Origin of the sequence: Paraburkholderia sp. BR10882, from assembly GCF_040948855.1 — a bacterium.
Taxonomy (GTDB): Bacteria; Pseudomonadota; Gammaproteobacteria; order Burkholderiales; family Burkholderiaceae; genus Paraburkholderia; species Paraburkholderia nodosa_A.
The window spans coordinates 68,948-87,930 of sequence record NZ_JBFPKP010000004.1; the positions used below are offsets into that span (position 1 = coordinate 68,948).

The 18,983-nt window shown below is 63.1% G+C and carries 19 protein-coding genes and 1 pseudogene; 5 read left to right on the forward strand and 15 right to left on the reverse strand.

Annotation, left to right across the window (positions count from 1 at the left end):
• Positions 1-18: 18 nt before the first annotated feature.
• Complete coding sequence (locus AB3X99_RS12575; RefSeq protein WP_368617093.1) at positions 19-936, reverse strand: lysozyme inhibitor LprI family protein; 918 nt, start codon at positions 934-936, stop codon at positions 19-21.
• 480 nt (positions 937-1,416) lie between these two features.
• Between AB3X99_RS12575 and AB3X99_RS12580 the strand changes: the two genes are divergently transcribed.
• Positions 1,417-1,968, forward strand: a complete 552-nt coding sequence (locus AB3X99_RS12580; RefSeq protein WP_342947236.1) for a hypothetical protein — start codon at positions 1,417-1,419, stop codon at positions 1,966-1,968.
• Positions 1,969-2,053: 85 nt separating this feature from the next.
• Entirely contained in the window at positions 2,054-2,872 is an 819-nt protein-coding gene (locus tag AB3X99_RS12585) for a response regulator (protein ID WP_069266727.1), read from the forward strand.
• Positions 2,873-3,549: 677 nt separating this feature from the next.
• On the opposite strand, the gene AB3X99_RS12590 is transcribed toward AB3X99_RS12585, so the two are convergent.
• The 12 genes from AB3X99_RS12590 to AB3X99_RS12645 all read right to left on the reverse strand — a co-directional run bounded on the left by AB3X99_RS12590 (position 3,550) and on the right by AB3X99_RS12645 (position 15,243).
• Positions 3,550-4,245, reverse strand: coding sequence for a flagellar basal body L-ring protein FlgH (locus AB3X99_RS12590; RefSeq protein WP_368617334.1), 696 nt, complete (start codon positions 4,243-4,245; stop codon positions 3,550-3,552).
• Positions 4,246-4,374: 129 nt separating this feature from the next.
• Positions 4,375-5,196: a hypothetical protein gene (locus AB3X99_RS12595; RefSeq protein WP_368617094.1), complete on the reverse strand. Its 822-nt coding sequence runs from the start codon at positions 5,194-5,196 to the stop codon at positions 4,375-4,377.
• Between the two features lie 14 nt (positions 5,197-5,210).
• The gene (locus AB3X99_RS12600; RefSeq protein ID WP_069266533.1) at positions 5,211-5,411 is read right to left on the reverse strand and encodes a DUF6726 family protein; all 201 of its coding nucleotides are present in this window, start codon (positions 5,409-5,411) and stop codon (positions 5,211-5,213) included.
• A 41-nt stretch (positions 5,412-5,452) separates the two neighbouring features.
• Positions 5,453-5,638: a hypothetical protein gene (locus tag AB3X99_RS12605; protein ID WP_342947239.1), complete on the reverse strand. Its 186-nt coding sequence runs from the start codon at positions 5,636-5,638 to the stop codon at positions 5,453-5,455.
• A 399-nt stretch (positions 5,639-6,037) separates the two neighbouring features.
• Positions 6,038-6,958, reverse strand: coding sequence for a hypothetical protein (locus AB3X99_RS12610; protein WP_368617095.1), 921 nt, complete (start codon positions 6,956-6,958; stop codon positions 6,038-6,040).
• Positions 6,959-7,132: 174 nt separating this feature from the next.
• Positions 7,133-7,897, reverse strand: coding sequence for a FadR/GntR family transcriptional regulator (locus AB3X99_RS12615; RefSeq protein ID WP_256094849.1), 765 nt, complete (start codon positions 7,895-7,897; stop codon positions 7,133-7,135).
• Positions 7,898-7,914: 17 nt separating this feature from the next.
• Positions 7,915-9,426: an alpha-N-arabinofuranosidase gene (locus tag AB3X99_RS12620; RefSeq protein ID WP_069266375.1), complete on the reverse strand. Its 1,512-nt coding sequence runs from the start codon at positions 9,424-9,426 to the stop codon at positions 7,915-7,917.
• Between the two features lie 74 nt (positions 9,427-9,500).
• Complete coding sequence (locus AB3X99_RS12625; RefSeq protein WP_069266376.1) at positions 9,501-10,832, reverse strand: extracellular solute-binding protein; 1,332 nt, start codon at positions 10,830-10,832, stop codon at positions 9,501-9,503.
• Positions 10,833-10,946: 114 nt separating this feature from the next.
• Entirely contained in the window at positions 10,947-11,810 is an 864-nt protein-coding gene (locus tag AB3X99_RS12630; protein ID WP_368617096.1) for a carbohydrate ABC transporter permease, read from the reverse strand.
• Positions 11,807-12,733: a carbohydrate ABC transporter permease gene (locus tag AB3X99_RS12635; RefSeq protein WP_368617097.1), complete on the reverse strand. Its 927-nt coding sequence runs from the start codon at positions 12,731-12,733 to the stop codon at positions 11,807-11,809. Before AB3X99_RS12635 ends, AB3X99_RS12630 begins: the two co-directional genes overlap by 4 nt.
• Positions 12,723-13,811, reverse strand: coding sequence for an ABC transporter ATP-binding protein (locus AB3X99_RS12640; protein WP_368617098.1), 1,089 nt, complete (start codon positions 13,809-13,811; stop codon positions 12,723-12,725). Before AB3X99_RS12640 ends, AB3X99_RS12635 begins: the two co-directional genes overlap by 11 nt.
• Positions 13,812-14,271: 460 nt before the next feature.
• Positions 14,272-15,243: an AraC family transcriptional regulator N-terminal domain-containing protein gene (locus AB3X99_RS12645; protein ID WP_368617099.1), complete on the reverse strand. Its 972-nt coding sequence runs from the start codon at positions 15,241-15,243 to the stop codon at positions 14,272-14,274.
• A 94-nt stretch (positions 15,244-15,337) separates the two neighbouring features.
• On the opposite strand from AB3X99_RS12645, the gene AB3X99_RS12650 reads away from it, so the two are divergent.
• A complete protein-coding gene (locus AB3X99_RS12650) occupies positions 15,338-16,171 on the forward strand; it encodes an oxidoreductase (protein WP_368617100.1) in 834 nt (277 codons plus the stop codon).
• A 24-nt stretch (positions 16,172-16,195) separates the two neighbouring features.
• Here the strand turns inward: AB3X99_RS12650 and AB3X99_RS12655 are convergent, their stop codons facing one another.
• Positions 16,196-16,504: a DUF4148 domain-containing protein gene (locus AB3X99_RS12655; protein WP_368617101.1), complete on the reverse strand. Its 309-nt coding sequence runs from the start codon at positions 16,502-16,504 to the stop codon at positions 16,196-16,198.
• A 138-nt stretch (positions 16,505-16,642) separates the two neighbouring features.
• On the opposite strand from AB3X99_RS12655, the gene AB3X99_RS12660 reads away from it, so the two are divergent.
• Positions 16,643-16,879: a hypothetical protein gene (locus tag AB3X99_RS12660; protein ID WP_368617102.1), complete on the forward strand. Its 237-nt coding sequence runs from the start codon at positions 16,643-16,645 to the stop codon at positions 16,877-16,879.
• 11 nt (positions 16,880-16,890) lie between these two features.
• Positions 16,891-17,253 (forward strand): annotated as a pseudogene (locus tag AB3X99_RS12665) (PaaI family thioesterase); the annotation flags it as partial.
• Between the two features lie 427 nt (positions 17,254-17,680).
• On the opposite strand, the gene AB3X99_RS12670 reads toward AB3X99_RS12665, so the two are convergent.
• Entirely contained in the window at positions 17,681-18,598 is a 918-nt protein-coding gene (locus AB3X99_RS12670) for a hypothetical protein (protein ID WP_368617103.1), read from the reverse strand.
• Positions 18,599-18,983: the final 385 nt, after the last annotated feature.

Below are 18,983 nucleotides of genomic sequence, written 5' to 3' on the forward strand. Positions count from 1 at the left end.
CGTAGCTTACATGGCGTGTTACTTCATGGCGACGGCGCCTGGCTCGATGGCTGCCTGCGTAGCGTGCGCGGATTCCGTCGACGCGACGGATGCGCAGTTGAGTGCGCTCGCCTGGTCCGCCGGCTTCGCGGCTGCTTCATTGGCCGCGGGGCTCGCGGGCTGTGCGGCCGGCGCGTCGATGGATGCCATGCCTGCCGCTTTGGCGAACGCCGAGTTCGCGCCAGCCATTTTCGCGGTCATCGCCGAAACGTCACCCGTCGGGGCGACATCCTTTTGGGGCAGGCCATGCGCGTGTGCCTGCGCTTGCGCTTGCGCGAGTCGCGTCTGGCGCGCGTCGGCGGCCACGCCGCTCGGCATCTTTTGCAGGTGCAGCGACGCATCGGCTTCGGCACCCGCGACCTTCGCGCCCGCCTTCTTCACACTTTTCGTGCTGTCCGCAGAGGGCGCGGCCGCTGCGCTATCGTCCTTCGGCGCGGGCGGGATGCCGTGCATTTCGAGCACGGCGTCTTGTGCCGACGGGGCGAGGTGCTGGTCGACGACGCCTTCCTTCACGCGGCGCGCGGCAGCCTGCTTGCCATGCTTGAGATCGCCTTCGAGTTCGGCGATGCGGCGGTCGTACCAGTCCGTCACACACGCCTTGTCCTTGCAGTTGTGCTGGCGCCATTGCCACTGGCTCACGCGGTCGGCTTCGAGCGCGGTGGTGTCGGTGCTCGCGTCGAACGCGCTGCGATAGAGCGCGGCGAGTTTGTCGTCGAGCGCGGAGAGCGTCGGATCGTTGCACACGAGCCGCTCAGAGGCGGACGCGTTATGCGGGCAGTGAAAGCTTGCAGCGTGCGCGAACGGCGAGCCAGCGAGCGACGCGAACAGCGCGATCGCAGCAGCGTTCAGGCCGCGCTTCAAGAAGTGGGCGCGACGGATTTTCGGTTCTCGGTTCATGGCAGCCATGATGATGTTGAAAGAGCAGGAGAAAGACAGGAACAGCGTGTGGCTCGTCCGGCGTCGCAAAGGCGCGAGGCGCCGCAGTGAGAACCGCAGTGAGAACGATAGCGCGGCGGTGAATCCGCAATGTCTCGCTCAGCGGGGAGAATGCAGGAGCGCTTACGAAACATTACACGCGCAGCCGCCCGCGGTCGTGACCGAAGGTCGTTGAGCGCTTGTGGTGCGCGCCTCCGCGTTGAAACGGCGCACACGAGTGCCGTTCAACGCCTTACCAGGCGGGAGGTTTTTGAAGAAGTGGAAAGTGGCATTCAACATTGACCGATGTCCCGGCCATCGCGCGCATCGCTTTGCGCCGATCATGCGTGGCGAGTCCTGCAGGGAATGTGTCATGTTCCGCGCAGCCCATCAACGCATCGGGTATCCGCTCCCATGCCACATGAAATCGTGTCATACGTCAGCCGTGCGAGGGCGCGCGCGGTGAAACTCGGCGCCCCGTGCGCCGCGGCGCTTGCGCTCAACGGCTGTGCATGGACGCTCATCACCGCGGCCGATGCGACCGGCTCCGTGATCCAGGCGGGCTACGCAGTCGCGTCGAATTACTCCTCGCCTAAATTCGTGTCGGGCCGGCCGGTCAATCTCAGTTCGATCTGCATCGAGAACAATCCCATGGTCACGTCGGGAGACTTCGTGCCATCGCTGCAGCTCGTGCTCGCGCAGCGCGGCGTGACTTCGGACGTCTACGGCGCCGGAACCGAGCCGGTGAGTTGTGAAGGACGCCTCGTGTATAACGCATCGATCGAATTCGGCAAGCCGACGTTCAGCGACGAAAGCCGGGCCTATCTTTCGACAATCAATCTGACGATCTTCATGCACAATCATATTGCCGTTACGGGGCGTTACGAAGTGCACGGCCTTGGCACCGACCGCTATTCGAGCGCGGCGGTGAAGCTCAAGGGGCTGTTGGACAGCATGGTGGTCGACCAGACGCAATTGGGCAATTCATTCCAGTCCGCTTCGAGCGACCAGTAAAACGGGTGTCCCACGCGAGGCGTGGGAAAGGATTGGTAAGGCTGCGGGCCTGTACCGGCTCGTTCTCGTCCCTTACGATTTACGCATGGCAAATAATATCTTTCTCGTCGACGACGATCCGGTCGTGCGCGACGTCACGGCCGAATATCTGCAGATGCGCGGCTTTACTGTCACGACGCTGCCTTCCGTGCGCGCGATGCAGGAGCGGCTGCGCTCCGAGCGGCCGCAGGTTGTCGTGCTCGATATCATGATGCCGGAAGTGGATGGCATCAGCGCGCTGCGCGCTTTGCGGGAAAGCGGCGACGACTTGCCGGTCATCATGCTCACCGCGCGTAACGAAGTGATCGACCGCGTGCTGGGCCTCGAATTCGGCGCCGACGACTACGTGGGCAAGCCGTTCGATCCGGGCGAGCTGGTGGCGCGCATTCGTTCAGTGATGCGCCGGCGCAGCATATCGAATCTCACGGGCGCGCCGGAGAGCCGGGAATCGTTTCGCTTCGGCCCTTTTGAACTCGATTTTCGTTCGCGCGAGTTGTATCGCGACGAAGTTCGCATGCCGCTGCGTTCCAGTGAATTCGCGTTTCTCAAGCTATTCGTCAATCACTCGATGACGATTCTTTCGCGTGAGCGCATTATTGAAATCGTGTATGGGGAGGCGGGGCGGTATCGGAACCGCAGTCTCGATGTCGCGATCTGGCGTTTGCGGCGGCTCATAGAAACCGATCCTTCTGAACCGCGGTATCTTCAGACTGTTTGGGGGCATGGGTATGTGTTTGTGCCGGACGGTGAGGTGGGGTTTGCCGAGCGGTTTGGTGAACATGCTGCTCGGGAGCCGGCCGGTGAAGGCGGCAGTGAATATGCCGATGAGTTTGAAGGTGAAATGCCTGATGATGAGGAGGACTGACCGGATTTTTTTGTGCTTTTCTTTAAACCGTTGGCCTTTTCTTGTTTTCGCGGTGGTATGCATGCGTTGCCCCTGTGCGGGGCGGCACCTACTTTCTTTGCGGCGGCAAAGAAAGTAGGCAAAGAAAGCCGCTCAAACCGCTAATGCCTGCCACAGTTCACATCTCGCCATAAATGGTGAATGGCTCCGGAGCGTCTGTCACCTCGCGCCTTCAAAGGTAGTGACAAGGCGCTCATCCTTCCGGCGGCGCTGCGCGCGCCGAAGGGCATAACCCAACACCAGCGGGGCGCGTGCATTCTCGCGAACCTTGGCAATACCCCTTGGTTTCCCATGCAGACCCAACCGCAGCGAGCGCAGCGAGCAGCGGGATGAATGACTGCCTTGTCACTCACTTGGGTGGTGCGAGGCGACAGACGCTCCGGAGCCATTCACCATTAGTGGTGCGATGTGAACCGTGGCAGGCGCTAGCGGTGTGAGCGGCTTTCTTTGCCTACTTTCTTTGCCGCCGCAAAGAAAGTAGGTGCCGCCCCGCACAGGGGCAACGCATGCATACCGACGCGAAAACAAGAAAACAAGAAAACAAGAAAACAAGAAAACAAGAAAACAAGAAAACAAGAAAACAAGAAAACAAGAAAACAAGAAAACAAGAAAACAAGAAAACACAAAAGCAAAAACAATCAAAACGTCAGCACACTAAGAAACATACGCTGCAACCACCCAACAGTAGTCGCATCATTCAGCAACCCACGCCCCACCTGCTCGATCCGGGCATTAGCAATCTTCCCCGACTCAACGTAATTATCGGCTTCGACATCGTTAGGATTAACGATCCCGGAAAGCCGCAACCGTTGATGCTCACCGCTCATCGCGATAATCTTCTCGCCGGACACAACCAGATTACCCGTAGGCGTCTTGCTGATGACCGTGACGGCCAGCGTGCCGGTCATGTCGCTCGAAAGCGTGTGACTGCCGCTGCCGTTGAACGAAGTCGAAGCCGAGCCGATATTGAACAGGCGCGCAAGTCGCGCCGCCGCGCCGGTCGACTGGTCAGCGGCTGTGGCCGTGATGTTGCTGTCGCGCTTCGCAGCCGCATTCGCGACATCGTTGCCGCTATAGGTTTCGGAAAGCCGGATTGTGAGCACGTCGCCGATTCGCTGCGCCCGCGGTGTTTCGTACAGCGAGATGGCGGTGCCCGACTGATAGATCGCGCCGCTGGTGTTGACGTTCAGCAGCGGTTCCGCGAGCGGCGGCGTCATCGGCGTGTTGACGATCGACTCCGGCGTCGCGCAGCCAGCCAGCGCCGCGCCGAGCGACGCGCACAGCAACACGTGCCGCAAGCTTTTCGAACGAGTCGTCCGGCATGCGCTGGACATTGAGGATTCCGATTGATCGTAGGGCATGGCGGTCGGTCGGGTGCAAGAGTGATTCATCGGATTTGGCGAATCCAGCGAAGTCAGCAGATTCGTCGAGTTCGTTCTGGCGACGGGTTGGCGGGCATCGTTTCAGCCTTCGTCGAACTGGCTCAGCTTGAGCGTCTTCTCGCTGCCTCTGCCGCGCAGCGTGGCGGGCTTGAGCAGGTAGGTGAGCGTCGCGCGCTGGCTGTCGGGCAGCAGGCAGATGGTGATCGTGCTCGATGCGTTCTCCCAGACGAGCAGCGGCAGCGAAGACGCGCCGAGCACGCGCGGCGCGCCGTAGCGCGAGGCGAGCAGATTGCGCAGGTCGAATGCCGTTGTCGAGTCCACGACGAACGACATTTCATAGAGCCGCAGCGGGTCGCCCGCCGATGCGTGCGCAAAGCGCAGGATATGGTCCACCGCGGGCACGCCGTCCACGACGGCGCGCGAGGGCGTCCAGCCTTGCGCCGTATGGTGAGCCCACCGGCAAGCGACCGTCTGGCTCGTGTAACTCTTGACCATCATGCCGATGTCGCTGCCCGCGATGTCGGTCTCGCAAAGCAGTTCGCTCTCGTGCGGCGTTGCGCGCACCATGTCCGTTTGCCGTAGCGCGCTCAGCGGCGTACCGAGCACAATGCCGCGAAACGCAAAGGGCGATTCATCCGGCGCCGGAACGCGCGGACGGGTGGGCGGTGAAACGGGCGACGGCCGCCGTTTTCTGGGTGGTGCCGCGGGCGGTTTCGCTGCGCTTGCCTCATGCACCGCGTTCGCGGTAATCAATGCGCTCGGCGGGCTCGCCGGCGCGGGGGCCTGCGGCGCGACGTACATTTGCACGCGCCCTTCGTAGTGCGTGTCCGCATGCGCGGGCGAGAGCGGCGCGGCCAGGTATGCGCCGCTCAAAGCGCAAGCGATCAATGACGCCCGTTTCATCGGCTAAACCTCGATCAGTCGACCGCCGCCGCGCACGCGTCGAACGGCACGGCTGCGGGATGGCCGACCAGCGGCACGATCTTCAGCGTGGCCGATGCGACCCGGCATGGAAAGGCCACCACGGCGCAGCCGTCGAGCGGCAGAGCCAGGCAGGCGAGGGCAATGGCCGACGCGGCGCGCGCCAGATGCGTTGACAACCGGGGTGTCAGGCACATGGGCGAGCGCTGCGTCGACGGCTCCCGTGACAGCGAAGTGGTCATGCCGAAGTGTTGATGTTGTGGCCGAGCGGACCGATCGGTGGGGCCGGATTCACGGTTTCCTGCTGCGGAAAGGGGTTACCGGCGGTACCTCCCGTGCTGGAGTTCCTGGTGTTGCGGTTTTCGCCCAGCGTCGTCAACGAGGACGTGTGCGCGATGTTGCTCGAACCGATAGGGCTGGTCATGATGGGCCTCCTTGGCGCAATGGAACAAAAAAGGGGCGCGCCGAGAAGGGGGAAGCGCGCCCCGCCTTACGCCGATCGGGGGGCAATCGACGTGCGGCGAGGCAAATCTTCGCTTCCAGAGCGTGTGCATGAAGCGGGAATCAGCGTGGCCTTTGGCCAATCGCTTACGAGTCCTTCCAGGGGTATACGAATGTGCAAGTTGGAAAGGCGGGAATTCGGCGGGGAGCCGCTGACGAGGCGCAGAACTAGGTTGGAACCGAAGGAAATCCGCAAACGCGATTTGCGCGCGGCGTGTGAGGGGTGGGGAGGACGAGAAAGGTGAGGCGAGCGCACGTTCCCAGGCTGGCTGCCTGGCTCAGCAGCCTGGGTGAAAGCAAAATAAGGTGGAAGCAGGCGGCGTCAAACCCTCTTCATGCGTTCCCAGCCGTGCCGCACGGCCGCCTTAAATCTTTCCCAGCCGCTTTCCGGGTAGCGCGACTCCCAATCCTCGCGAGCACTCGGCTCAATGCCTTGCCAGTCGTGTCCGCGATACCGCTCATCCTGGCTGAGCGTTGCGCCGTGCTCGTAGGCTGCGCAATATTCTTCGTAGGACATGCCGGAGTCCGCGTAATTTGCGTCATAGACTTTGCGGACTTCCGTCTCGTCGGATCCGTCGTCGAGCGGGGTGCCCATGACGGGATCCCCTACGAGGCCTCTCGCCGATGTCTGTGGCGCATTGGCCGCGGTCTGTGGCGCATTGGCCGTGCTGGAGGTCCGTTCGGGTTCCGTCGCTGTGAGCGTGGAGACCTGCTGCATGCCGCTGACTACAGTTGGCACTGCAGATGAATAGGCGGCGTGCCGTGTTTCGGCGGGCGCTTCGGGCGACGTCTGGTGAAAATTGCCGGCCGCGCGAGCCGTACTCCTGGAGGGTGCAATGCCCGACGAAGCTTGGTGCCAGGCACGGCTGCGTTCCTCGATGTCCGCTGCACCCGCGCTGCGCATCACATCGCGGGCCAGATTTACCTGCATTTCGGAAACGTCTGCACTGACGACGGTTCCGCCTCGACGGATGAACTCCCGGTAATCTTCGGTCACCGGCGGATACGCGCCGGGCGTGAAGAGCCGCGCGAACAAGCGTTCGAGCTGATCGAATACCGGCATGCGTTGCTCAGTATCGCTCGCGCCCGCTGCATACACCCTCGGTCCTTTTTCCACCGGGGCCTCCATCGACATTGAGTAAATGGCGATATCGGCTTGCGCGACGCCTGCGTCGCCTAGTGCCTTTTGCGCGGAACATGCGCTCCCATAGCTGTCGTAGACGCCCAATACGGTTTGCCTCATGACTGTCTCCCTTCGCTTTCGACGGGCGGTGCCGCCGCGTACGAGGCGTGGGCGCAACGGTCATGCCCGATTGCGGAACTGGCGATACGGGCGATCTGGCACCCCGGGGAAGACGTCCGATTCAGGTGCAATCGGCACAACGCGGCAATCCATGCCAACGCGCGCCTGCGCTCGTCAAGGCGCGATCGTATAACGCAGGATCCGGTCGCGCGACTGCTCGAGCAGGCGCGTCATCGCAGCCGCCGCAGCGTCGGCTTCGCGCGCGACGATGTGCCGGCGCACGGCATCGTGCAGTTCGAGATCTTCGCTAGGTTTCGCGGCCTGGCGCTGCATCATTTCCGACGACACGCGCAGCGCGGCCTTGATGGCGTTGCCGATCGTGATGAACATGCCGTTCTGCGAGGCCGTGATGATGGCGAGGTGGAACTCGAGATTCGCGTCGGCGGCCGCGCGTATGTCCGAGGCGCCATGCTGGGCAGACTGGCCGTAAGCGCTAGCCAATTCCAGGTAGCGGCGCTCGATGATCTGGAAGGTCTCTTCCTTGCCGTGGCGTGCGGCGAGAAAGCTCGCGCGCGGCTCGAAGCAGATGCGCATTTCGAAGATGTCTTCGACGATCTTCGAGTCGAACTGCGCATTGAGGCGCCACGCGAGCACATCGCGGTCGAGCAGGTTCCAGTCGGAGAAGGGCAGGACACGTGTGCCGATCTTGGGCGAAACGGCAATGAGCCGTTTGCCCGCCAACTGCTTGATCGCTTCGCGCAGGGTGGTGCGGCTCACGCCGTACGCGCTGCACAGTTCGCTTTCGACCGGCAGCGCGTCGCCGGGCGCAAACTCGCCCGAGACCACGCGCATGCCGATAATCTTGGCGATCTGCGTTGTTATATTGCCAACGATCGGTTCGCGCTCGAACATCACTTCCCCTTCATGGACGTCGTGCACAGCGTGTCCGTGCTGTGTTATCGGGCAGTCGTCACAATCACGTTCCACGAGCCCGGTTTGAGCTTCGCGCGCACGCGTTCCCCCTCGACCGTCACGGCGTTGTTCACTGCCGGCGCCACCGTCGTTGGCGCTTCCACCGTGTTCACCGCTTTCATGTTGGCATGATACAACTCGAGCGCGTGATCGAGCGTACGTTCCTTGCCGAGCCCGCGCAGCTCGACATCGAGTTCCATTTCGTCGCTCAGGTGGCGGTTGAGCGCGAAGAGGGTCGTCGTGCCCGTGACGCGATCGTCCACCACCGCTGCGCAAAGATAGGGGATCTCCGGAAAGGTTTCCGCTTCATAGGTGGGAGAATCGATCACCGGTTTGAGCACGCGGCCATGGCCGAATTTCGAGGCCTGAGCGAACGGATGGAAGATGGTCTGGCGCCAAGCGCGGCCGCCAGGCTCCGTCATGATCGGCCCGATCACGTTGACGAGTTGTGCGAGACAGGCGGTCTTCACGCGGTCCGAATTGTTCATCATGGTGATCAGCGCGCCGCCCACCACGAGCGCGTCTTCGTGGTTGTAGACCTCCTCGATCAGCCGTGGCGCCTCGGGCCAGCCCGGCTTGCGCAGGTCGTTGATGGTGCGCGCCTTGTACCAGACATTCCATTCGTCGAATGAAAGCATGATGCGCTTGGACGAATGCTTGCGCGCGGCCACGCTGTCCGCCACCGAGACGATTTCCTTGATAAATAGATCCATCACTTCGATGTTGCCGAAGAATTCCGCGGTCGAATCGCGCCGGTTCTCGAAGTAAGTATGTAGCGAAATGAAATCGACCTGCTCGAAGCAATGGTCGAGCACGCGGTCCTCCCACGCGCCGTAGGTGGGCATTTCGTGCGTGGAGGAACCGCACGCGGCGAGCTGAATGGTCGGGTCGACCGAGCGCATGAGCTTGGCCGTCTCGAGCGCGGCGCGCCCATATTCTTCGGCGGTCTTGCGGCAGATCTGCCACGGGCCGTCCATTTCATTGCCGAGACACCAGAATTTGATGTCGTGGGGCTGTTCATAGCCGTGCTCGCGGCGCAGGTCGGAGAGCGCCGTGCCGCCTGGATGATTGCAGTATTCGACGAAGCGACGCGCTTCGTCGGGGCCGCGCGTGCCGAGGTTCACGCCGTACATGGGTTCGATGTCGAGCGAGCGGCACCATTCGATGAATTCGTTCGTGCCGAACTGGTTGGTTTCGGTGGAGTACCACGCGAGATCGAGCCGGCGCGGGCGTTTTTCGCGCGGTCCCACGCCGTCTTCCCAGTTGTAGCCCGAGAGGAAATTGCCGCCAGGGTAACGCACGATGGTCGGGCCGAGTTCGCGCGTGAGCGCCATCACGTCCTTGCGGTAGCCGCGCTCGTCGGCGTCCGGATGGCCGGGCTCGAAGATGCCGGTATAGACGCAGCGGCCCATGTGCTCGACGAAGACGCCGAACAGGCGCCGGTCTAGCTCGGAAATGACGAAGTCGCGGTCGACGATGAGGCGGGAAGCGATCATGGTGTTCCTCTATCCATCCTGTAGCGGTGTGAAGTGAGGCGGCCGCGCCGGGCGGGCGCGGACCTACCGTGGCGTTATCGCGCGAGCAGGGCGTTGGTGCGTTGTTCGGCTTCCTTTTGCACGTCGGCGACCGACTTGCCGGTCGAGAGCATGTTGCTGATCTCTTCGCCCACGATCTGCTGGATTGCGAACTGGCGCGGCACCGTGTTCGGCAGTGCGTAACCGGTGGTGGAGATTTCCTTGATTTCGGCGCGATGCGGCAGCGCGTTGAACGTGGCGCTCGTGATGATCGACTGGCGCGCGGGCAGATGGCCGGTGCGCGCCCAGTCGCCATCGTGGTCGTAAAGGAACTTGAGGAAGACGAGCGCGGCGTGGCGCGTCTTTTCGTCCTTTGCGCCGCCCTTGAGCATGACCCACGAATGGCCGTCTGCCCAGACCGCCTTCTTCTGATACAGATTCGGGAACGGCACCACGTCGTAGCCATTCGCGAGCGGGGAATCGGGCTTCTTCGCGAGATTCGTGAAGTCCTCGATCATCCACGTGCCGACCATCAGCACGCCGGCCTTGCCGTTCTCGAACGCCTGGTTGGCGGCGCCATAGTCGAGCCCCGGCGTGACGTCGCCCGCCTTCATGAGCTTGTCGTAGAGCGTGAGCGCGTTGGCGGCTGCCGGCGTGTGCATGTCGATCTTCGTCGGGCCGGCGGGGAACAGCGTGCCATTTTGCTGATAGACCCACGTGTCGAACGTGCGCGTTTGCGCGGCCGATTCATTGGCGATCGGCACGGCGAAGTAGGGCAGACCCGTCTTGTCCTTGAACTGCTTCGCCTGCGCGAGCAGTTCGTCGGGCGTTTTCGGCAGGATGGGCTTGCCGCTCGCGTCGACGAGTCCCGCCTTCTTGAACAGGTTGACGTTGATGTGCCAGAGCCACGAATGCGTGTCGAACGGCAGCGCATAGGTCTTACCGCCGAACGTCACGGCGCGGTGGGCCTGGGGCGTGAAATCGTTGGTGTCCACGCCGACCGACTTGAAGCCGTCGTCGAGCGGCTCGACCAGATTGCGCTTCACGTAGTCGCCCAGGACCGCCTCGTGCATGACCGAGATGGTCGGCACGTCGCGGCTCAGAATGCGCGCATCGATTTGCGTATAGTAGGGCGCCCACTCGATGATCTGCGGCTTGACGACGATGTCTTCCTTATTCGTCGCGTTGAACTGGTTCACGAGCGTCGTGATGATGCCGCATTCGCCCGAGGCCTGGCTCACGTCATTGACCTTGCCGTATTCGGCGTCGCAGGCGCCGAAAAAGCGTGACAGTGTGATTTCCGTTTTGGCGTGGGCCGGCGCGGTCAAGGTCGCCGCGAGGCCGAGCGCAGCCAGCGTGAGTACGCCGCGCACCAACGATCTTCTCATGTCTCTCTCCTGTGCTAGACCCCGCTGGCGCGTTGTTCACGTGCTACCAGTGGATCGTTTGTTTGTACTGCGAATCAATGGGCGACCGGCCGATGTATGATTCGGTGTCACCGCCTACCGAACTGCGGTGCCGGCTACGGCCGCCACGATGTACTTCTGGAAGAACAGATACAGCACGAAGATGGGCAAGCCGGCGAAGACGGCCTGCGCCATGAGGTAGCCGATGCCTTCGGACTGCGCGAAATTGCCTTGCGTGGAGGCGAGCCCGATCGTCAGCGTGTACATCTCTGGCTTGGACGCGGAGACGAGCGGCCAGAGATAGTCGTTCCACGCACTGAGAAACGTGAAGATGGCGAGCGTAGCCTGCGCCGGCAGCGAAAGCGGCAGCACGACGCGCCAGAACACCTTGAAGCGCGAGGCATTGTCGAGCAACGCGGCCTCCTCGATCTCGATGGGCACGGCCTTGAAGTACTGCGTCATGAGATAGACGCCGAACGGCGAGGCAAGGCGCGGCAGGATCAGCGCGCCATAGGTGTTGTGCCAGTCGAGCGTGGCGAAGATATGGTGCAGCGGAATCACGAGCGCCTGTTCGGGCACCGCGAGTCCGCAAAGGCAAAGCACGTAGATATAACGCTTGCCGGGAAACTCGGTGCGCGCGAAGCCATAGCCAGCGAGCGAGGCGATCACGAGCGTGAGCAGCGTCTGGCCGATCGAAACGATGAGGCTGTTGACGAGCCACCCGCCCACCGCCGAGGTGTTGAGGATGTTCGTGTAGTTCTGCAGCGTGAAGGGCGGCGAGAAGAGCACGTCGGTGTGCCGTTCGAGAAATGCATTCGGCTTGAACGAGAGGCACAGCACCCAGACGAGCGGGGTGATCCAGAAAAGCGCGAGCACGACCACGGCGCCCAGCATCAGGCAGTCGCCCATGCGGCCCGTCAGCGAACCGCGGGAGCGGGTTTCGAAAGCGAGCGTGCTCATACCCTCTCCTTCTTGCGCAGAAGCCAGGCCTGTGCAACCACGCCGATCAGCATCAGCGCGAACAGGACTTGCGCCGCCGCTGCGGAATAGCCGAACGACCATTGGCGGAAGCCGGTTTCGTAGATGAATTGCACGAGCGGTCGCGTGGAATTGTTCGGGCCGCCGTCCGTGAGCAACTGGGCCTGGCCGAACAACTGAAACTGCAGCACGGCTTCGATCACCGCCACGAGCGCAACGGTGCGCCAGATGGAAGGCAACGTGATCTTCGTGAACGTGCGCCAGCGCGAGGCGCTGTCGAGCGCCGCGGCCTCGTAGAGTTCCTGCGGAATCTGCTGGAGCGCGGCCAGGAACAGCATCATCGGCAGGCCCATGATCCACCAGACCGTGACGACGGCGATGGCGGGCAGCGCGGTGGCCTCGTGCATCAACGGAACGAATTCCGGCAAATGGAGCGCGTGGCTCAGGTCGGCGAGCAGGCCGTTGCCGGGCATCATCACGAGTTTCCAGACCAGCGTGACGATTGTGACCGATAACACGGAAGAGCCGAAAAAGAGCGCGCGCAGCGCGGCGCCGAAGCGCCCTGGCCGGTTCAGCACCAGCGCGAGCGCGAGGCCGAGCAGCACGAACACGGGAACCGTGAGGATGACGAAGTAGAACGTGTTGCGCAGCGCGCCGCGGAAGATCGGGTCGAGGGTGAGGTCGAGATAGTTGCGAATGCCGATGAATTCGCTCGTGCCGGCGAGCAAATCCACGCGTTGCAGGCTGAGCCACCAGCCAAAGCACAGCGGAACGATCAGCAACAGGACGTAGACGATCACGAAGGGCAGCACGAACAGCGCGTTGGACCACGGCGCCCGCAGGTTGCGCCGCCGGCCCTTGCGCGATTGCGCAAGCCGCATGGCGAGCGAGCGGTTAGAGGCCATGCCAGGCCTTGCCAGTTTCATCGAACACATGCAGGTGGGCTGCGTCGAGACTCATGCGGATGGTGTCGCCCGTCTCGATTTCGAGCTCGCGTGCGCGCGGCAATTCGGCCACGAGCAATTGACCGTTGGGCATGCTCACATGCGCGAGCGAGCGGTCGCCCAGCCGTTCGATGACTTCGGCGCGGCCGACCAGCGGCCCTTGCGGGTCCAGCAGCACGTGTTCGGCACGCACGCCCAGCGTGAGCTTGCCTGCTGGCAGCCTCGCCGCGGCAATCGCGGTGGGCGCCTCAACGCCATCGAACGGCAGAGCGACGATTAGCCGGCCCCCGTTGTCGCCAACGCGCTCGACATCGATGAAGTTCATGGCCGGCGTGCCGATGAAGCCCGCGACGAAGCGCGTGGCGGGCCGCTTGTAGATGTCGAGCGGTGCGCCGATCTGCTCGATACGCCCGCGGTTCATGACGACGATGCGCGTGGCGAGCGTCATGGCCTCCACCTGATCGTGCGTGACGAACACCATGGTGGAGTGCAGGCGCTGATGAATGCGCGCGAGCTCGAGCCGCGTGCGGGTGCGCAACGCGGCGTCGAGGTTGGAGAGTGGCTCGTCGAAGAGAAATGCTGCGGGTTCCTTGACGACGGCGCGGCCGATGGCGACGCGCTGGCGCTGGCCGCCCGAAAGCTGGGCAGGGCGGCGCTGCAGCAGCGGGCTGAGTTCGAGCATGCGCGCGGCCTCGTTGATGCGCTGGTCGACTTCGCCCGCGCTCACGCCGGTATTGCGCAGGCCGAACGCCATGTTGTCGTACACGGTCATGTGTGGGTAGAGCGCGTAGTGCTGGAACACCATCGCCACGCCGCGCTTGCCTGGCGGCTGGTCGTTCACGCGCCGCTCGCCAATGTTGATCTGACCGTCGCTCACGGTTTCGAGGCCGGCGATCATGCGCAGCAAGGTGGATTTCCCGCAACCCGAAGGGCCGAGGAAGACGAGGAACTCACCGGATTGAATGTCGAGGTCGAGGCCGGTGATCACCTCGGTTTCGCCATACCGCTTCGTTACGCCGCTCAGTCGGATGCCCGTCACGGTGCCTCCTGTGGAGTAGTCTCGTACCGCCGCATACAGTGCGTTGATATTATGAAAAGAGTGGCGTGCTAACCCATTCGTGTAAACACTTAATCATTCGACGTCCCAAATAATGGGTTTATGCGTATTGCGTCGAAGGGGAGGGTGATTGCGTGAGCGTATTCGCGAGGCAAAAAAATACCCGCACGAGGCGGGCAAGAGGTTTGAGGAGACACCAAGAGAGGACGCAGGGGCGCCCTCGATGCAAACTGTAGCCTGTGCCGCGGCATTCCACACCTATCAGAACGGAGAGGGCTAGCGAAATGTCTGCGTAAGTAGATCGCGTGAATATTAATTTGGAATACTGAGAGCATTAATGCGGAAACGGGATCTGCTGGAACATCCGTGACAGAGCGCGGGCTCTGCCCGTTGACATCGTTTCCGCAACGTTGTCGCCCATTAAGCCCAAAGCGAGCCAGACTCAATGCGACGAAACATATATCGCATCCGCTAACGGCTCCGGAATGGCAAAGCTCGCGCGCATCCGCTTCGTTTCCGCTGCAGGCGTCAGGCCGAAGAGTCTTTTGAACTCCCTGCTGAACTGGGATGCACTTGTGTAACCCACTGCGAGGCTCGCTGCTTCGGCGGTCAGGTCCTGGCGGAGCATCAACAGACGAGCCTGATGCAAACGCGTCGACTTGACGTACTGCATAGGCGAAACCTGTGTGATCGCCTTGAAGTGGCTATGGAAGCTCGGAACGCTCATGCCCGCTTCTTGCGCCAACTGCATCACGTCCAGCGGCTTTGCATAGCCGGCATGGATCAGGCGTAGCGATCTGCCAATTCGGCCGAACTGACCGCGCATCGCCAAAGCCTCGCGCATCGAACCGCCTTGTGCGCCTGTGAGCACCCGGAAATAGAGTTCGCGCAGCAGGCACGGGCCCAATACTGCGGCTTCGAGAGGCCGATGCATCGCTTCGAGCAAGCGCAGCACAGATATCTGCATTGCGTCATCCATCCGCGTCGACATCATGCTTTGGGGCGCTTGCACGTGCCCGGTTACGCCTTCGCGATCGATCTGTACCGCCAGTTCCGCGGCCAGCGTGAAATCGAGATGCAAGTAGAGCGCAAGCAATGGCCGCTGCTCGGTCGCATCGGTTTCCATGCTGAACGGAACCGGCACGGACACGGCGAGATAGTGCTGTTCGTCGTACAGGTAGAGATGGTCGCCGAAATAGCCTCGCTTGCTCCCCTGACAAACGATCACGATGCCGGGGTCGTAGAGCACCGGCGTGCGTGACAGCGGCCGGTTCGAACGCAGAATACGCACGCCGGGCAGCGCGGTGAGGTTGTAGCCCTCCTCGGGCGCCAACGCGCGAAGCAACGCAATGATGCGCTTGCGGCTGCGCGACGGGAGGTCGGGATTGTGGGTAGAGGCCCGCTTCGTGCTCATAGTTTTAGGCAAGAAAAATAGCGGAATTTTGCTTTGCGCGCTCCGCGCGTCAGACTAGTATGCACTCACCAGCCAACATTCGGGAGAAGCTTCAATGGAGTCCGGCAAAATTCTGCTCATCACTGGCGTAAGCAGCGGCTTTGGCCGCGCGCTTGCGCAAGAGGCGCTTGTGGCAGGTCACAAAGTCGTCGGTACCGTGAGAAGTGTGGAGGCGAAGCGCGAGTTCGAGTCTCTCTCTGCGGATTGCGCATTCGCACGCGTGCTCGATGTGACCGACTTCGATGCGATCGACGGTATCGTCGAGGAAATCGAGGCGAGCGTCGGGCCGGTCGACGTGTTGGTCAATAACGCCGGCTACGGGCATGAAGGCGTCATGGAAGAATCGCCGCTGGCCGAAATGCGCAGACAGTTCGACGTCAATGTGTTTGGCGCTGTCGCCATGATGAAGGCGGTTCTGCCGTTCATGCGTGCGCGCAGGCGTGGCCACATTCTGAACATCACGTCGATGGGCGGCTATATCACCATGCCGGGCATCAGTTATTACTGCGGGAGCAAGTTCGCACTGGAGGGCATTTCCGAGGCGCTGGGTAAAGAGGTCAAGGCTTTGGGCATCGCGGTGACAGCCGTCGCGCCTGGCTCCTTCCGCACCGACTGGGCCGGTCGCTCGATGCAACGGACGCCGCGTTCGATCCCGGATTACGACACGATATTCGACCCTGTCCGCAAAGCGCGCGAGGAGAAAAGCGGCAAACAACTGGGCGATCCCCAAAAGGCTGCACGCGCGATGCTTGCCGCAATAGCCGCGGACCACCCGCCCGCGCATCTTTTGCTCGGTAGCGATGCTCTGGGGCTCGTGAGGGACAAGCTGTCGGCGCTGGAAGACGAAATTCGTGCCTGGGAGAGCGTGACGGTCTCGACTGACGGCTGAAGATTGCCGGTGTATCGGGGCTTCTCACCCGGCTTGAGACTGCTGGCACTCCGTTGCAAACCACTGCTCGACCCGGTGCTGCGCCACTTGTAGATCCTCGGGGTAGTACGGGTCGTTCCATGGTGACGGGGCGTAGCCTGCCTTCCTCAACGCTGCAACCTCGCTTTGGTGTTGCGCCATCGTCGGAGGCGCGTTGCTCCTGAGTGCGGCGAGGTCACGGCACTCCGTTGCGCTCAGATGTGGCCCGCTTGGTGGGACGCCGCCGGCGGCACATCCAGCCAGCTGGAGCGCCAGCGCCGTCAGCATGAAGCGGTTTTTCGGGCGGCGTTCCATGGCGCATCTCCACGCGTGCGATTGGCGCGACGAGCGGTGCCACCCGTCGCGCGTGATTTCCGCGTTTATTTTGCCTTAGACCAGTCGCGGGGGAGGCGCAGTAGATACCGAAAGACTCGCGAAGCCAATGAGGCAGAGTTGCGCCGCTTGATCGAGGAGGTCTCGGCGGGGCTGCCCGACGAACCCGGCGCGGTGCGCGACGACCGTGCGATCGCGCTGCTTGTGATGTTGTCGGGCGGAGTCACGCTGGCGCGCGCGGTGCCGGATCCGGCGCTGTCGAAGCGGATCGCCGACGCTGTCGAGCGATCTGCGGTCGCGCTGACTTCGGCGCGACGCAAGCAAGGACGACGACATAGCAATGTATTCCACCGATGACGTTTCTGGACGTCGATCCAGGCTATGTAAAGCTTTCAGCGCGCGCGGAGAAGCAACATCTCAACCCTCCTGGCGGCTTCGCGGCAACGGTACTCGACTCCGCAACGGGCTGCGCAGTTCATTCGATGCTGGAAGCGGGCGTTGGATACGGCACGATCGATCTGCAAGTCTAGATGTTGCGACCCGTACCGATCGGTCAGGATCTGGTGGCCGAGGCTCGCTCGGTCCACATCTCTCGAAACATCGCGACCTCGGAGGGTACATTGAAGTCCTTCGATGGAAAGCTGTTAGCGACCGCTACCGCAACCTGCTTTTTGAAGAGAGGGCACATCCCGGCTCAACCCATCGAGCCGGGCGCAAGCATCACTCGCTGATCCGGAAATACTCGCCTGGAACCACCCCACGAAGCGGAAGATGCAACGGCAGCACCAACCCTGTCGCTATGACGCTTCGGCGTGGCAGCCGTCCTCGATCACTTGACCGGCCCGTTGGGGGTCAGGATCGGTGGTTCAATACCGCCCGTATCCACGGCGAAGCCGCCCCAGGGACCCGAACCGGGACTCGGGCTGACGCCACCCGGCGGGCTGTACTGGCTGCTGACCGGTATGGCGGCTGCCGTACTACGAGTGCCCGTGCCCGTGCCAACGGCGCCTGGCGGGCCGTAGCCGGTATCCGAGGTCGCCGTCGAGGAGGCGTTTGTGCTCCCGCCCGCACCCGCCCTCGGTTGGCCGTATGTTGCCGGCGCGGGGTGCGCGATGGAGTTCGGCGCGGTCCGGGGCATTACCGCGACTACGTTCTGCCTCATGCGCAGCCGGGCGAACATGCTTCCCAGGGCGCTGGCCGATGCCACGCCAGGGCCGCCAGCACTCGCATTACCACCGCCGGCGCCTCCACCTGCGCTACCCGTGCCCGAATTGCCTGCACCGGAGCTGCCTGCGCCAGAGCTGCCTGCGCCAGAGCTGCCTGCGCCAGAGCTGCCTGCGCCAGAGCTGCCGGCACCGTGGCCGCCCCCTCCCGAACCCGCACCATTGCCACCCGAACCGGCGCCGGCGCCACCCGAACCGGCACCGCCGCCACCCGAACCGAGCCCGCACCATTGCCGCCGGAGCCCGCACCCGCGCCCGCTCCCGCGCCCGCGCCCGCGCCCGCACCCGCACCCGCACCCGCACCCGCACCCGCACCCGCACCCGCACCCGCACCCGCACCCGCACCCGCGCCGCCCGAACCGGCACCGGCACCACCGGAGCCGGAACCGCTGCCTCCCGAGCCCGCACCGTTGCCGCCTGACCCGGCACCATTGCCGCCGGAGCCCGCTCCCGATCCCGCACCTGCACCGTTGCCACCTACACCCGCACCGACGCCCGCACCGACCCCCGCGCCATTGCCACCCACGCCCGCACCCACGCCCGCACCGACGCCCGCACCGACGCCCGCACCGACGCCCGCACCGACGCCCGCACCGACGCCCGCACCGTGGCCGCCATTGCCATTGCCATTGCCATTGCCGTTGCCGTTGCCATTGCCGTTGCCGTTGCCGTTGCCGTTGCCACCCACGCCTGCGCCTGCGCCAGCACCGTGGCCACCGCCGTTGCCGCCCGCGCCGCCACCGTGGCCGCCACCGCCGCCGCCGCCGCCGTTGCCACCCGCCGCTGCGTAAGCCGCACCGGACAGCGCTAAAGCCACCACCCATGTCGCCGTGTATTTCGTCGCTCGGTTCATCGTCCGCCCCTTTCTTCCTACAAACCGCTTCGAAAGTGCGCCGGTGCACGCTCGAATTCTGCGCGTAGGCCAGCAGCCGTCTCGCGCATACGATGTGCCACGATGAGCAGGGGAATCGATTCTAGTAAGGATAACTACGAAAAATACGATGCATCGCCCGATGCAGCCGCGCTCACCCTGGCGTTTCCTGGTACGGTTGGGTGTTTTCGCCGATGGCATTTTGAAGAATTGGCATCGGCAAAGTCTCCAGGCGTCATGTCCGGATCTGACCACATGTCACGTGTGTGATCCCTGCCGAGTGGGCTTGAATAAGAGTCTTTATCAATCGCCGGGACAGCATGAACCGTGCGCAGATTCCGGAGAAGAGGAACCTGGAGGAGCCACA

Coding starts and splice junctions, on each gene's coding strand:
- AB3X99_RS12645 (WP_368617099.1), bottom strand. CDS start 15,243: ATGAGCACGAAGCGGGCCTCTACCCACAATCCCGACCTCCCGTCGCGC.
- AB3X99_RS12590 (WP_368617334.1), bottom strand. CDS start 4,245: ATGTCCAGCGCATGCCGGACGACTCGTTCGAAAAGCTTGCGGCACGTG.
- AB3X99_RS12575 (WP_368617093.1), bottom strand. CDS start 936: ATGAACCGAGAACCGAAAATCCGTCGCGCCCACTTCTTGAAGCGCGGC.
- AB3X99_RS12630 (WP_368617096.1), bottom strand. CDS start 11,810: ATGAGCACGCTCGCTTTCGAAACCCGCTCCCGCGGTTCGCTGACGGGC.
- AB3X99_RS12625 (WP_069266376.1), bottom strand. CDS start 10,832: ATGAGAAGATCGTTGGTGCGCGGCGTACTCACGCTGGCTGCGCTCGGC.
- AB3X99_RS12600 (WP_069266533.1), bottom strand. CDS start 5,411: ATGTGCCTGACACCCCGGTTGTCAACGCATCTGGCGCGCGCCGCGTCG.
- AB3X99_RS12605 (WP_342947239.1), bottom strand. CDS start 5,638: ATGACCAGCCCTATCGGTTCGAGCAACATCGCGCACACGTCCTCGTTG.
- AB3X99_RS12650 (WP_368617100.1), top strand. CDS start 15,338: ATGGAGTCCGGCAAAATTCTGCTCATCACTGGCGTAAGCAGCGGCTTT.
- AB3X99_RS12670 (WP_368617103.1), bottom strand. CDS start 18,598: ATGAACCGAGCGACGAAATACACGGCGACATGGGTGGTGGCTTTAGCG.
- AB3X99_RS12655 (WP_368617101.1), bottom strand. CDS start 16,504: ATGGAACGCCGCCCGAAAAACCGCTTCATGCTGACGGCGCTGGCGCTC.
- AB3X99_RS12610 (WP_368617095.1), bottom strand. CDS start 6,958: ATGAGGCAAACCGTATTGGGCGTCTACGACAGCTATGGGAGCGCATGT.
- AB3X99_RS12595 (WP_368617094.1), bottom strand. CDS start 5,196: ATGAAACGGGCGTCATTGATCGCTTGCGCTTTGAGCGGCGCATACCTG.
- AB3X99_RS12620 (WP_069266375.1), bottom strand. CDS start 9,426: ATGATCGCTTCCCGCCTCATCGTCGACCGCGACTTCGTCATTTCCGAG.
- AB3X99_RS12585 (WP_069266727.1), top strand. CDS start 2,054: ATGGCAAATAATATCTTTCTCGTCGACGACGATCCGGTCGTGCGCGAC.
- AB3X99_RS12635 (WP_368617097.1), bottom strand. CDS start 12,733: ATGGCCTCTAACCGCTCGCTCGCCATGCGGCTTGCGCAATCGCGCAAG.